The sequence below is a fragment of the Planctomycetia bacterium genome (assembly GCA_015200345.1).
Classification (GTDB): Bacteria; Planctomycetota; Phycisphaerae; order UBA1845; family UTPLA1; genus PLA3.
The window spans coordinates 856,551-870,036 of record CP054187.1 but is presented as its reverse complement, the minus strand read 5'-3'; the positions used below and the strand labels follow the sequence as shown (position 1 = coordinate 870,036).

Below are 13,486 nucleotides of genomic sequence, written 5' to 3'. Positions count from 1 at the left end.
GACCGGTATTAGACGCTCCGCGTGACCGTTCGTAAACTCCGTCCGATGTTTCGGCGAATCATGCGATGGCTGCGGGGTTCATCGTCGGATGCGGGCGGGATTCCGGCCGGCCAACCCCCGCGCGCGGGCGGGGAGCTGGACGCCGCCGCGCTGGACGTCTTGCGCCGCGCTGTGCCATTCTACCCCGCGCTGCCGGCGCCACAGCGCGATCGGCTGCACCGGCTGATCGCGCAGTTTCTCGCCGAGAAGGAATTCTGGGGCTCGCAGAATCTCACCGTCACGTATGAGATGAAAGTCTATATCGCCGCGCACGCCTGCCTCATGCTGCTGGGCCTGTCGCGGCTCGGGCTGTACCCGACCGCCCGTGAAATCATCGTCTTCCCGTCGCACTTCGGCGAGTCGATCGAGTGCATCGCGCCGGACGGCCGCAGGATCGTGATCCACGATCACTTCATCGGCCAGACATGGCGGCGCGGACCGGTGCTGTTGAGCTGGGATCATATCAACCCGGCGGCGCGCGGCCTGATGGCCGGGCACAACACGATCTATCATGAGTTCGCGCATGTGCTGGATCTGCTCGATGGCGAGGCCGACGGCGTGCCGCCGCTGGAGTCGGCTGACCAGTTACCGGCGTGGCAGCGGGTGATGCGCGCAGAGTTCGAGAGCCTCGTGGCGGCCGACCGCGCGGGCCGGCGGAGCTTTCTCGATCCGTATGGCGCGCAGGACCCGGCGGAGTTTTTTGCGGTGGCGACGGAGCAGTTCTTCGAGCAGCCGAGGCGGTTCCAGCGTTTGCACCGAGCGCTGTACGGGCAATTGCGGCAGTTCTACAAGCAAGACCCGGCGATGTGGACGGGGAGTTAGATCACCGGCCGCATGCTGATCATCATGATCCCAAACGCGATGAGCGTGGTGAGCGATCCGGCGATGAGGGTGAGGCCGCCGGCGGTGGCGGCGCGGCGGGCGAGGGGTTTCATCGCCCCCATCGCCGCGTGACGGCGAGCGATGAAGGTCGCGAGCGCGAGGCACGTTACCGCGATGCAGACGCCGTACATCTGGCTCAACAGGGCCGCGGCGACTCCCGGCCCAAGCTGCGACGGGTTGCGCAGGTTGGCAAGCGAAACAATCAATCCTACGACGGTCGCGATAAATCCGAAAGCCAGGCAAAGCGCGGCGGCGACTTGGAAGAAGACGACGGCTTCCTCGGCGGCGGTTGAATCAATGTCTTGCCTGGGGAAGGGGTCGCGCTCACGCCAAGGAGCTGCGGGATTCGTCCCGTGTGGCGTTGCGATCTCGAGAGAGTCGTTCTCGCAAGATTGAACGGCCGCGCGAGCTGAAGCTCGCGGCTCGTTGGCTCGCGGCTCGTAGGCTCGCTGCTCATTGGCGCGCGGGTCGTTGGCGCGCGGCGAGCGGACGATCCATGCGAACGCATCGAGGATTCCTGCGGGGCCGTACACCGCCAGCAGAATGACAATCGGCGAGCCGACGATCAGCGCGGCGGCGTACCCGCTGACAAAGGTCGAAGCCTGCGGCGCAAAGCCCGTTCGAAAAAAGGCGTGACCCCAGAGAAACAGGAAACCAAGAATGCCGGCTGCGGCCGTTGCGGCGCAGGCGCCGGTCGCTTGCGGTCGCGTTGCGCTGGGATCGGTTTCACGCGGCAGGTCGGAAGCGGATTGAGCGGATGCAGTACGCATGGCGAGGCCCCGGGTTTCGCGTTCTCGGTCTGGGGATGAATCGGACGTCGCGCGGGGAAAGTTTACATATCTGTCGCGAATAGGCGTGGCGCGTGTGTTTGCAGAATGAGCCGATTTCGCCAGAAATCGGATCCGGGAGGACGGCGATTGCCCGCCTGGGCGGAGCTGCGACATGCGCAATCGGCTTCTTGGAGCGCGTTGGCGTTCTATTGTGCCTGGGCGACCGGTTCGAAGGCCTGGGCGATACCGGCAATGGTCTGATTCAGCACGACGTGGCCGCGGAATCGCGCGTCGTCGGTCTTTGGGAAGTCGCTCCGGTAATGCACGCCGCGGGATTCTTCGCGTGCGAGAGCGGCCTGCGCGACGAGGCGGCCGACGGTGAGCAGATTCTGCGTCTCCCAGCCGGCGCGATCATCGAGCACCTTGTCCATGACGTATCGGCCCCAGAAGTCGATGATTTCGAGGGTCTCGACGAGCCGGTCGGCGTTGCGGTCGATGCCGGCGTTTCGCCAGCAGACGGCGCGCAGACTATTTCGGACGTCGGCCACGTCCAGTTCGGTGCGAGGGCTGGGGGCGGCTTCGTGCGTGAGAGTGATTGGGCGGTTGGGCCGGCCGTTGGCGGCGGATTCCTCGCCGGCGAGTCGGCCGACGTGTTTTCCGTAGACCAGTCCTTCCAGAAGGGAGTTGCTGGCGAGCCGGTTGGCGCCGTGGACGCAGGTGCTTGCAGCCTCGCCGCAGGCGAGCAGGCCGGGGACCGAGGATTGGCCGTCGTGGTCGACGGCGACGCCGCCGATCATGTAATGGGCTGCGGGTCGGATGGGGATGAGGTCGCGCGCCGGATCGATGTCAAAGTTATGGCACAGCCTGGCGATATTGGGGAATCGCGCGGCGAAGCGGCCCGCCGGGAAGTGTCGCACGTCGAGGTAGGCGCAGGTTGCTCCCGTCGCCGCGATGTGCCGAATGATGCTGCGGCTGACCACGTCGCGCGGGGCGAGTTCGGCGTCAGGATGCTCCTTGAGCATAAACCGGTTGCCATCGCGATCGACGAGGTACGCGCCTTCGCCGCGGACGGCCTCGCTGATGAGCGCGCGCGCCGCGCCGGCGACGTACAGCGCGGTCGGGTGGAACTGCATGAACTCCATGTCGCGCATTTTCGCACCGGCGCGAAAGGCGCAGGCGTGCCCGTCGGCCGTGGCGCAGGGCGGGTTGGTCGTCTCGCGAAAGAGCATGCCCGCGCCGCCCGTGGCGAGGATGGTCCGCGCGGCCCAGATGGCCTGGTAGCCGTACTTGGCGTGATGCGTGATCGCGCCGAGGCAGCGACCCTCGTGCACGATCAGGTCAATCACGAAGCAGTTTTCGAAGATGCGGGCGCGGGGTTGCCGGGCGAGCGTTCGTGCCAGCGCGCGGGAAAGCTCGCGACCGGTGGCGTCGCCGAGGGCGTGAACGATGCGTCGCGCGGAGTGACCGCCCTCCATGCCGAGCGCGACGGCGCCGTTTTCGAGATCGAATCGCGCGCCCCATTCGATCAGCTCATTGAGACAGGCGGGTCCTTCAGCGGCGAGACGTTTCGCGGCGACTGGATCGCCGATACCGCAGCCGACCTCGAGCGTGTCGGAAGCGTGCGCGTCGAAGGAGTCGGCCGCGTCGCTGACGACGGCGATGCCGCCCTGTGCGTAGGCGGTGTTGGATTCCGGCAGGGCATCCTTGGAAAGAAGGATCACGTCGGCGGATTCGGCCGCGGCAATGGCGGCGCGCAGCCCGGCGATACCGCCGCCGATGACGAGCACGTCGGTGAAGACCTGCCCCAGCCGGCGCGAGTCGAAGTTAATAAGATACCGCCGGCGACAGAACGAATCGCTCATGCCGGTATTGTAGGAGGAACGTAGAATCGTCGAGAAGTCAATAAATCGAAACGCCAAGCCACCCAGCGCGCGATCGCGACCTGACGCTGTTTGGTATTTTCCGTTCGCGATTACACTCCCACGGGGCAACCCATTTCCGAAAGCAGGATCGGTGGCAAGACGGTGAACGGAATGAACCGTGGCGAGATTGTATTTCGCAGGCCGTTGAATCGCGTCCGCGCTGCCTTGATTGGAATGGGCTGGTTGGGATTCGCCGCAGTTTCCGTGATGGGCCTTTCGGTCGCGCTGCCGGTGAACGACTGGCGATTGCTCTGGCTGCGCGAGCGGGCGACGGCCGTGGCGATTGGGAGCGTTTTGGTGCTCGCGTGCGCGGGTCTGCTGGTGATCGCGCTCGTCGGGATACGATCGCTGGCGCTGGCGTTCTGGCTGAAAAAGACGTTTATAGAAATCGGACCTTGCGGCGTGCGAATGGAACTGGGACCGTACGGCCGCTTCAATGCAGAGTGGAAGGACGTCGAGTTGAAACTGCGGGACGATTTCGACCCCGACGTGCTGGACTACCTTCCGGACGCCGCGCTGGCGATCGAGCTGCGGCATCGCCAATCAGGAACGGATCTCGCGTTGCTGATCCAGCGTTACGCTCTCATCTCCACGGAGGAGTTCAACCGAATCCTGCGGCCGTACCTGCCAAAGTCTGAACGGACGATGGATTCTTCTGATTAATTGATGCCGGACTTGGCGTTTCGAGGGGGGCGCTACTTCCACCGGCGCAGGTGCTTGAATTGCAACACGCCCCGGCCCGGGACGGTCACGCCGTGCGACTGCGACACGGCAAACCAGGGCGAGCCGTCGGCCGCGCGAAGCACATGCAGCGTCTGCGGAGGCGTGCCGCCGGTGCCGAGGAGAATGCGCACGGCCGGCGCGCTGGCGTTGCCGGTTTCGTGAGCGACGTCGAGGACGATCAGGGCGTAGCCTTTGCGGAGGGCGGGATTCAGAAAAATGTCGCCGGGGCTGATGGAGCCGTCTTCGACCGGGCGCGTGTCGTCAAGAATGCTGTAGGGCGACGAGAACTGAAAGATCGTTTCAAGGTAGCTGCAAAAGCTGTCGCGGCTGGCGTCGGGCGGGCGCTCATCGTGGAAATCCACTTTGCGCCCCTTTACCGCCGGGCGTTTGCCCGCGGCCCAGTCCGACCATTTCGACACGTGTCCGCTCGTGAAGTGGAACTGCACGTTGTCCAGAACGCCGCCTGCCCAGAGATACTCGGCGCGCAATCGCAGCAGCATGTTGGACGCATCGAGCACGCGAGCGCTGCCCGGTTGCAACGCGATGACGGCGGCCAGCGTCTTGTCGTCGGGCTTCAGCACGACCTTTCGTTTGGCCGTGGTGACGGGCGTGTCGGCCGGCCAAGTCGGCAAGTGTCGAAGCCAGTCGCCAAAGCTGCCGTGAGCGGTGCGCAGGCGCTCATAACCGGTCGGCGGCTCGATGCGTTCGCAAAGCGGCGCGGTCTTGGCCATGTTGCGCGGCGACAACCATGCGTACACGCGCGGCTTCTCGGCGATGGCCGGTGAGGCGTAGGACGACTGCGGTATGGCCATCCGATCGGCGGCCAGCTTGGTCTTGTTCTCGGCCGAGCGGGTATTGAACAGGATGAATCCGCCGAAGAAGACGACGAGGGCAATGCGAAACGAATAACGACCGCTGGATCTTGCGAAGCGTCGCGCCCACTGGGCAACGGTGGTTTGGGCGCGATGAGACATGCGAGTCATGAGGCTAACCATATCCGGCTTATCGGTGATTGCAACGGCGACCAACAGTGTTTGTGAAATCGACAAGCTCATTGCGGCTCGTCGAGCGGTTCTTCGTCCCCGGTTCCCGCGACCGGTCCGTTGAGCGGCACCGTGGCCTGGGGTTGAATCAGTGCCGGCGGCGAAGGCGGCGCTCCCGTGGCGGTCAGAGCCGTTGCAGGTGCGAGTTTTTCCAACTGCTGCCGAGCGAGGGACAGATTCGGGTTCGCGCCGAGGGCCAGGCGAAACGAACGCTCCGCGTTTTCGCGATCTCCGGCTGCAAGGCGAATCACGGCGAGATTGTAATGGGCCACATCTTCGCTCACGACCATCTGGAATTGCGCCAGGCCCTGATCGAGCCGGCCGGTCTGGGCGTACACGATACCGAGGTTCATCCGGGCGCGCTTGAACTGCGGCGCGAGCGAAAGGGCCATGAGGAATTGCTCCTCGGCTTCGGCGAAGCGCTTTTGCAGCAGGAAGTTGTATCCCCGGTTGTTTCGCAGGGCGGCCGAGTCCGGTACGGCGTCGATGCCGTTGCGGAAGACCGCCTCGGCTTGGGCGAATTGGCCGAGCTTTTGATAGAGCATGCCTAACCGGTTGTATCCGGCGGCCATTTTCGGGCTTGCAGCGATGGCTCGCTCGTATTGCTCGATCGCGCCTTTGGGGTCGCCCTGGCCCTCGAGCATGCGGCCAGCGGCGAGGTGAGTCATCGGGTTGATACGCGGCGTGGGAGCCTGTTTGGCGTGAGCGAGCGTCCGCTCTTTCTCCATGTTCTGGGTCTGAAGGGCGGACGAGGAAGAGGACTGCTTATTAAGCGAACACCCGAGCGGGGCGAGCATCAGCGCGGCGCCCAGTGCAATCGGACCGGCAACGTGTCGCATGTGCATCGTGCAATGGAAGCGAGAATTCACGATTTACTTTCCTGAAGCGCCGCCCTGCATGGTGTTTGTCAGGCGGTAGGCGCGTTCGCGAGTCTCGGGCTGCTTGGCGACGCCCTTGCCCGCTATGGATTCCTTCGCAGCCATGCCGCGACCGCGCGGAAGCCCCAGCACGACCTGGACCGGCTTGCTGCCCGGCACGGCGCGACGGAGAAACTCATTGGCCGTGGCAAGCCGTGCCGTCACCAATTCCGGATCGCGCGAGCTGGTGGTGTAATTCAGTGTGCCGCCCGACGAGGCGAGCAATTCCGCATACCGCTCCAATCGGGCGACGCCGACGCCGGACAGATCGGACGAGTGCGGCACAAAGTGCAGGTCAGCAAGCGATAAGTCCGCCAGCATGCCCTGGTCCTCGTGGTAGGCAAAGCTTTCGGCAAGCGAGTTTTTGGTTTCCGACTCGCCCTGTGGCGGCGCGTTCATGCGTTCCACCGGGGGTTGGCAACCCCCGCCCAAGAGGGCCGAAATCGAGGCAATGGCAAGTAGTCGGTTTCGTTGTTGCACAGATTATCCTCGCTTCGCGAACCGTTGCGAGTCTGCGATGCAAATGAGCGCACGCGCAAAACATGCGGCCGCGCGGCGCGGCGCGCCTGCCTGTTTATCGGCAACTTCGATCAGGAAAGGGCAATACCAATAGCGGAAAGGGGGCCGCCGAGGTCATCGCACCAGCGGTTTGACGATTCAAGGCATTCTGCGGAGCGCGGACTCAATGGCCCGCCAGCAGGATGCAGAAACAGGTCAGGCATGTAAGCCAGAATGCGATACGCATGGAAGCACCTCGATCATGGCGGCTTCTGCGGCCAGGCGTGTTTCCCCTCCGGAAAGCACGGGACCCGCCGCGGCGGGCGGTCTTCCGCCTGCATCGGTCGCTTTTACCGGGGACTCCAATTTGGCTTTCTTTCCGGGGTGTTTCGGCGTTGCCGAGGCCGAAGATAGTCCGTTACTTGGACCCGGTCAGCATTCGGCTAGAATCCTCCCATAATTCCAGCCGAACGGGGTGCGCTGCATGCCTTCCATCACAGGGGACGTCCGGAGAGCCTGCGTGATCGGTGCGGCCTGCTGCAACGCGATACTGTTCACTTTTGGGATGGTTGCAGCGCAATCGACGGACGTTGGTAAGAGGGCAGATCGAGCGCCGATCGCTTCGACGCCCCAGCCAGCCCTTTCCGATGCCGAGCTTGGTGGATTGATCCGCGACCTGTCCAGCCCCGTCTATCGGACACGTGAGCGGGCGGCGGCCCAATTGATGGATGCCGGCGAACAGGCATTGCCCGCGCTCAAGCAGCTATTCGAATCTCCCGCGGGGTTTGATACGCGCCGCCGCATCAAACAAATCGCGCTGGAAATCTACCTCACGACCCACGTCGCGCCCCCCCGCGCGTTCCTGGGAATCTCGCATCTGGGGCGCGCCGGTCGCACGAGCGACGACGCCCGAATTCCGGTCTGGGGGACGGGTCTGCTGATTACAGATGTATTTACAGGGTCGGCGGCAGACGTTGGCGACATTCGTCGCGGCGACATCATACTCATGCTCGACGGCAAGCCCTCGATTGGCGAGTACGAGGCCACCAATTTCACGGAACAGATCGGCCGTCGAAGGCCGGGCGCCCCCTGCACCGTGGGGTTGCTTCGGGATGGGGAGGGCCTTTATCTGCGGGAAGGGAATTCGCCGGGGTTTGATCCTGCCGAACTGGCGGCGTGCAAGTATGAGAAAGTGAGGACGGAGGATGATCCGCGCGTGCTGCCCGGCACGACGGCGCTGCGGTTGATTGATCCATCCGGTCTGAATCCGAAATCGCCATTGGTTCGTGGCGATCTGATTCTCGCGCTGGATGATGAATTGCTTGACGCCGATGCGGAAGACGGGGGCATTGGCAATTGGGCGAAGAAGCGACCGCCCGCGTCGCCCACGCAAATGATGGAGCCGAATCCCTTGCCGCCGGGAATCGGCGTACGAAAGAAGTCGCGCGCGTCCGCGCAAATATTGCGCGGGGGGACTTGGCACACCAAGACCGTTCGGCTGGGCCGCTGGCCATCGTACCTGAACGATTGGTTGGCGCGGAGTCGGAATCTGGACGGCGCGTCCGCCGCCGCGGCGCTGGAAGGCTTCGAAGCATGGTGGGGGGCAACCTTCGACCCGAAGGGCCGTTTCAGTGAGCGCGCCGACGGCGACCAGCGCTGGCGAATGAGTGGTTCCAGCCTCTCGGATTAGATCACGCTTGAACCTCCGTTTCGGTGGATTTCCGCTTTGTCACGTCGTCAACGCGCGAAATCCGCATCCCCCTGGGAATTGACTCGCAACCCGGCCAATCGAACCGCGTGTGCGTGTTCGGGATAACAGTCTGCGTCCGTCGCCGCGAGGCGACCGATATGTATTTATCAGTACAGGCGGCGGGCATGGATGCCATGGGACGAAGTTATTATCGCCAATTGCAGATTTTCTCGCCGGGGGATTTGCCTAGCGGGCGGCCGTTTCTTATTTTGAAATTGCCGTTCGCCGATGTCAGTGCTGGCAATCAGGCGGAGGCCGATTCTGCTTTGGTCGTCGCGGCTGATCCGCGAGACGCAGGCAGACCGAGGCATGGCGCAAAGCCTGCTCGGACATGCCGAACGAGGGCCTCCTGCCGCCGAGGTGGGAGGTCAGGGGCATTGAACATCGCGGAGGGTTTCTACTCCGCGGTGCGACTCCCACTTCCAACAGCGGCCATCGTCGAGGCGAATCACGCCGCAGGGTGTGCGCCGTCACGACGATTGCGATACCGGAGTCGACGGCAACGGACGCTGTCGAGGATCGAGGCAAACTCGTGTGAGCAGCCTCGGAGTGGTCACGGTCGGGCAGGATGCCTGACCGGGCGACCAGAAACGGGAACAGCGTCCGTTCCCCACAGGAAAGGAGCAGTCAGATGAATAAGTTTTTGAACGGTCTGAAGGCCTTCATTCGGGATGAGGAAGGCGCCACCGCGACGGAATACGCGGTCATGCTCGCGTTGATCATCGTGATCGCGCTGGGCGCGATCAGCGCGCTGGGCACGAAGGTGTCCAGCACGTTCGCCGACATCGAAGCCGCCATGCCGTAAGGCATCGCGGCGCGGCTCGCGGCGGGTGCCTGGGCAGGCCGCGGGCCGAACGGGCGAATCGTTCGACAGGCTGCGCGGGCGGGTGGGGGTCGGATCCTCCATCCGCCCGGCGCGTGTCGGACCCGAAGCATGACAGATTCCTGACACGCTTACCGGGTGGGGCGAGCGCCGACAGGACGATGACGGAGCGATGTGGGAGCACGTTGAATGGGTTTCTCCGACGGGATGTGGACGATGGCGGTACTGGCTCCGGCCATGTGCCTGGCCAGCTGGAGCGATTACCGGCGTCGTCGCGTTCCGAACTGGTTGACGGGTTCGCTGGCGATGGGCGGCCTGGCCGCCGGCATGATGAGCGGCGGTTGGAACGGGCTGTCGCAGGCGATGCTGGGCTTGGCGACGGGCCTGGTGTTGCTGTTGGGTCCGTGGTTGATCCGGGCGATGGGCGCAGGTGACGTGAAGTACATGGCGGCGCTGGGGGCGTGGCTGGGTCCGGCGATGACGCTGCGGGCCGTGGTGGCGGGTGGCCTGCTGGGCGGCCTGATGGCACTGGCGACGATTGTCATGCGACGACAGTGGTCGGCGACGGCGGCGAACGTCGGAACGGTGATGTGGAAGCTGACCTCGGCGCGTCGCGCGTTGAGTGACTTCGGATCGGTGGCGAGCCTGGGCGGTGTGAACGGCGTGATGCCGTATGCGATTCCGCTCTCGGTGGGGACCTTTTGTGTGTGTTGGTTTCAACAGATGGGATGGTGGGTGCCATGAAGCAGCAAAACCCGAAGAAGCAAAATCCGAAGCTGCGTACTCGAACCGGTCGAAGCGGTCGGCGTTTCGCGCGTCGCGGTAGCGCGGTGGTCGAGGCGGCGGTCGTCGCGCCGCTGATGATCACGGCGATGTTCGGCATGATGGAGGCCGGCTACGCCTTCATGGTCAAACAGACCGTGACGCTTGCGGCGCGCGAGGGCGCGCGGGCCGGGGTGATTCCCGGCGGCACGATGTCGGACGTTCAAAACGCGGTGGACGAGGCGATGGGGGCGGCCAACTTGAGCGGTTACACAACCACCTCAAACATCGATGATCTTGGTGCGTCGGACACCGATCTGACTGTGACCGTGTCGATTCCGTTCTCGCGGGCATCCTTCACTGGCAGCCTGCTGGGCGGCGGATCGTTTCAGATATCGTCGTCAACAACGATGCGGCGCGAAGGTCTGCAAGAGGTCGATCAGGCCGGCGCCAGCGGCATCGGGCCGTAATCTCCTTGACGGCGGCGTGCCCAACCGGGGCGCGCCGATTGGGAACGAAAACCCGGTGACGTGTGCGTCACGAACCGGTCGGCTCATTCGGAAGCCGATCGAAGTCAGTTGAGAGGGAACGAATCAAGCAAACCAGGCTGCGTCACCGGGGACGGATGTCCGCGGCGGGCGCGGCGGCCGGACGCGCGCGAGGCGGTTGTTTCGCGCGGCGGCAGGAATGTGATCAATGAAACCGCGAACGATCATTCCGTTGGTGCTGGGGCTGGGCGTTGGGTTCTTCGCCATCAAGATGGGCGTGGACCTTGTGCAGCGCGCGCAGGGCGCCGGCGGCGATGAAGCGGCGGTGATCGTGAGCGCCAAGCCGATCGAAGTGGCGACGCGCATTACGGAGGGGATGCTGTCGACGGTACGGGTGTCGCCGAAACTGGTTCCGCGCGGCGCGTTCACGGACAAGGACCGCAAGGCGCTGGTGGGTCGCGTGACCGCGATGACGGTTGCACCGGGCGTGCCGATCACGGCGTCGATGCTGGCGCCGCCAGGCGCCGAGCCGGGTCTGCGGGCGATTATTCCGCCGGGGTTTCGCGCGGTCAGCGTGAGCGTGACCGAGGACTCGGCGGTGTCGGGCTTCATCATGCCGGGGTCGCGGGTCGACGTGTCAGCGATGGGGCGCGACGGCGTGAGCAAGATCATCCTGACCGATATCGAGGTCGGCGCGGTGGGGCAGTCGATGAGCGAAGTCGGGACGGATGGCAAGACCGTGCGGGTGGCCAAGAGCGTGACGCTGTTTGTGCGGCCCGATCAGGTTGGCGTGCTGCACGCCTACACGGCGAGCGGCGGGCGAATCCGGCTGGCGATGCGCGGTGATGCAAAGGAAGCGAGCGAGTCGTTCTGGGCCAAGTTGTTCCAGAAGTCCGCGGGGCCGCGCGAGCAGCCGCCGGCGGAGACCGCCAAGGTGGCGGTGGCGCGGAATCACGTCGTGGACGTGGTTCGCGGTCAGGAAGTGCAGCGGTATGAGTTTGATGCAAGCGGCGCGCTCCGCGGCCCGTGTGCCGGCGGCGCGCCTTACGCGGAGAAACGCGAATGAACCGATCCACGGATGGAATGAACCAGGTCCGGCCTGATGCACCACGGAAGGTGTCGCCCCTGAAGCAATTGACGACGCAGTTGGCGGCCATTGGGCTGATTGCCCTTGCGACCGGCCCATTTGTTCGCGGTGAGGAGCCGCCAAGCGGTTCGCGCCAGGTCGTTACGAACCGGCCGCTCTCGTTGCCCGTTGATGAATCGTCTTCGGTTGCGCCTGCCGCGCGCGAGCGTGTGGTGCTGGCGCAGGCCGGACCGGTGCGAACGGTGCAGGATGCGTCGCGTCGGCCGGCGGCGGGTCAGTCCGGCGGCGCCGAGTCGTCGGGTGATGCGCTGATCGAGTCCATCAACGTATCGCGCCGGCAGGTGGAGCATTTGACGGTCGGCAAGAATGCGTCGCTGCTGATTAATACGAAAGTCAACGTGGACAGCGTTCAGATTGCCGATCCGACGGTGGCGGACGTCGTGCTGACGTCTCCGCGGCAGATCGTGGTGGCGGGCAAATCGTTCGGTACGACGCAGCTCGTGTTGCGTGCCGGGGCGGAAGAACGAACGTTCCACGTTACCTGCGAATTGGATCTGCTCCCGCTGGAGGGCATGATCAAGAACATCAGTCCGCAGTCGGAAGTCACGCCGCGCAGCATCAACGGCAACATCGTGCTGACCGGCAACGTGCCCGATTCCGAGACGGCCGAGCGCATCGGCGAAATGGCGACGATGGTGCAGGGGTCGGCCGTGCAGAATCATCTCAACGTCGTGGGGAATCAGCAGGTCATGCTGCGGGTCGTCGTGGCCGAGGTGAACAAGGAGGCGATGCGCCAGCTCGGGATCAACTGGGCGATCGGCGGCTCGGACTGGACGCGGGATTTCTTCCTCGCGAACAACCTGGGTCAGCTCAATCCGACGAACATCAGCAACAACGGCGTGACCAACATGGTCGTGAAGAATTCGCTGGGCGGCCAGTTGACCTACGCGTACAACCCGGTGCAGACCGGACCAAACACGAACATCACGTTTGGATTCCCCCGCGCGGAGCTGCAATTCTTCCTGAACGCGCTGCGCGAGAACAACCTCTCGCGCGTCCTGGCGGAGCCGAATCTCGTGGCGATCAGCGGCCAGACGGCGACGTTTCTGGCGGGGGGGGAAGTGCCGATCCCCGTGACCCAGGGCGGCGCCGTCGCGGGCGCGGTGACCATTGAATACAAGGAGTTCGGCGTTCGGCTCGCCTTCAATCCCACGGTGATGGAAGGGCAGTTGGTGCGCATTCACGTGATGACCGAGTTCAGCGACGCGATTCCGGGGGCGAGCGTCGTCGGCGGTCTGCCGGTGTTCACGTTCACGACGCGGCGCGTGGAGAGCACGGTCGAATGTGGAAACGGGCAGACGTTCGCAGTGGGCGGATTGCTAAGCGAGCGCGTGCAGGCGCTGGCGTCGAAGATCCCCGGCCTGGGCGATATCCCGGTGCTGGGCACGCTGTTCAGTTCGACCGAGTATCAGCGCGCGAACACGGAGCTGGTCATTCTTGTGACACCGCAACTGGTCGAGCCGATGGACCCGCAACAGGTTCCGCCCGTGCCGGGCCAGTTGATGACGCATCCGAACGATTTCGAATTGTTCGTGTTGCAGCAGCTTGAAGGGACTCCGCGTGAGCGGCCGGAGCCGGACGGTGTGCCGCGCGAGCACTTTGACGTGAAATCGCGACCGCAGGCATCCGCGGGTTGGCCCAGTTCGCAATTGGCGCTGGTCGGTCCGTGGGGGCTGTCGGAAGGGGACGAGTAACGGCCCGTCGGGGAAAAAATCTTTTCGC

13 protein-coding genes are annotated in these 13,486 nt (G+C 64.4%); 8 read left to right on the top strand and 5 right to left on the bottom strand.

Going from position 1 to position 13,486, the window contains the following annotated elements; all coding sequences use genetic code 11:
• Positions 1–45: 45 nt before the first annotated feature.
• Positions 46–861: a zinc-dependent peptidase gene (locus tag HRU71_03780; GenBank protein ID QOJ02660.1), complete on the top strand. Its 816-nt coding sequence runs from the start codon at positions 46–48 to the stop codon at positions 859–861.
• Here the strand turns inward: HRU71_03780 and HRU71_03775 are convergent.
• Positions 858–1,691 carry a MotA/TolQ/ExbB proton channel family protein gene (locus HRU71_03775; GenBank protein ID QOJ02659.1) on the bottom strand — a complete coding sequence of 278 codons (834 nt, stop codon included), beginning with the start codon at positions 1,689–1,691 and terminating at the stop codon, positions 858–860. The genes HRU71_03780 and HRU71_03775 overlap by 4 nt on opposite strands.
• Positions 1,692–1,897: 206 nt before the next feature.
• Positions 1,898–3,553 (bottom strand): L-aspartate oxidase, encoded by a 1,656-nt coding sequence (gene nadB, locus HRU71_03770; GenBank protein ID QOJ02658.1) that lies wholly within the window; start codon positions 3,551–3,553, stop codon positions 1,898–1,900.
• Between the two features lie 264 nt (positions 3,554–3,817).
• Between nadB and HRU71_03765 the strand changes: the two genes are divergently transcribed.
• Positions 3,818–4,276 (top strand): hypothetical protein, encoded by a 459-nt coding sequence (locus HRU71_03765; protein QOJ02657.1) that lies wholly within the window; start codon positions 3,818–3,820, stop codon positions 4,274–4,276.
• Positions 4,277–4,308: 32 nt separating this feature from the next.
• Here the strand turns inward: HRU71_03765 and HRU71_03760 are convergent, their stop codons facing one another.
• The 3 genes from HRU71_03760 to HRU71_03750 all read right to left on the bottom strand — a co-directional run bounded on the left by HRU71_03760 (position 4,309) and on the right by HRU71_03750 (position 6,695).
• The gene (locus tag HRU71_03760; protein QOJ02656.1) at positions 4,309–5,319 is read right to left on the bottom strand and encodes a hypothetical protein; all 1,011 of its coding nucleotides are present in this window, start codon (positions 5,317–5,319) and stop codon (positions 4,309–4,311) included.
• A 68-nt stretch (positions 5,320–5,387) separates the two neighbouring features.
• A complete protein-coding gene (locus HRU71_03755) occupies positions 5,388–6,248 on the bottom strand; it encodes a tetratricopeptide repeat protein (protein ID QOJ02655.1) in 861 nt (286 codons plus the stop codon).
• Between the two features lie 3 nt (positions 6,249–6,251).
• Positions 6,252–6,695, bottom strand: coding sequence for a hypothetical protein (locus HRU71_03750; GenBank protein QOJ02654.1), 444 nt, complete (start codon positions 6,693–6,695; stop codon positions 6,252–6,254).
• 763 nt (positions 6,696–7,458) lie between these two features.
• Between HRU71_03750 and HRU71_03745 the strand changes: the two genes are divergently transcribed.
• From HRU71_03745 to HRU71_03720, 6 genes are all read left to right on the top strand, one after another.
• Positions 7,459–8,484, top strand: coding sequence for a hypothetical protein (locus HRU71_03745; protein QOJ02653.1), 1,026 nt, complete (start codon positions 7,459–7,461; stop codon positions 8,482–8,484).
• 691 nt (positions 8,485–9,175) lie between these two features.
• On the top strand, positions 9,176–9,349 hold the full coding sequence (locus HRU71_03740; protein ID QOJ02652.1) for a Flp family type IVb pilin: 174 nt from the start codon (positions 9,176–9,178) through the stop codon (positions 9,347–9,349).
• A 207-nt stretch (positions 9,350–9,556) separates the two neighbouring features.
• Positions 9,557–10,111, top strand: coding sequence for a prepilin peptidase (locus HRU71_03735; protein QOJ02651.1), 555 nt, complete (start codon positions 9,557–9,559; stop codon positions 10,109–10,111).
• On the top strand, positions 10,108–10,599 hold the full coding sequence (locus HRU71_03730; protein QOJ02650.1) for a pilus assembly protein: 492 nt from the start codon (positions 10,108–10,110) through the stop codon (positions 10,597–10,599). Before HRU71_03735 ends, HRU71_03730 begins: the two co-directional genes overlap by 4 nt.
• A 226-nt stretch (positions 10,600–10,825) precedes the next feature.
• Entirely contained in the window at positions 10,826–11,683 is an 858-nt protein-coding gene (gene cpaB, locus HRU71_03725; GenBank protein ID QOJ02649.1) for a Flp pilus assembly protein CpaB, read from the top strand.
• Positions 11,680–13,458, top strand: a complete 1,779-nt coding sequence (locus tag HRU71_03720; GenBank protein ID QOJ02648.1) for a type II and III secretion system protein family protein — start codon at positions 11,680–11,682, stop codon at positions 13,456–13,458. Before cpaB ends, HRU71_03720 begins: the two co-directional genes overlap by 4 nt.
• The last annotated feature ends 28 nt before the right edge of the window (positions 13,459–13,486 follow it).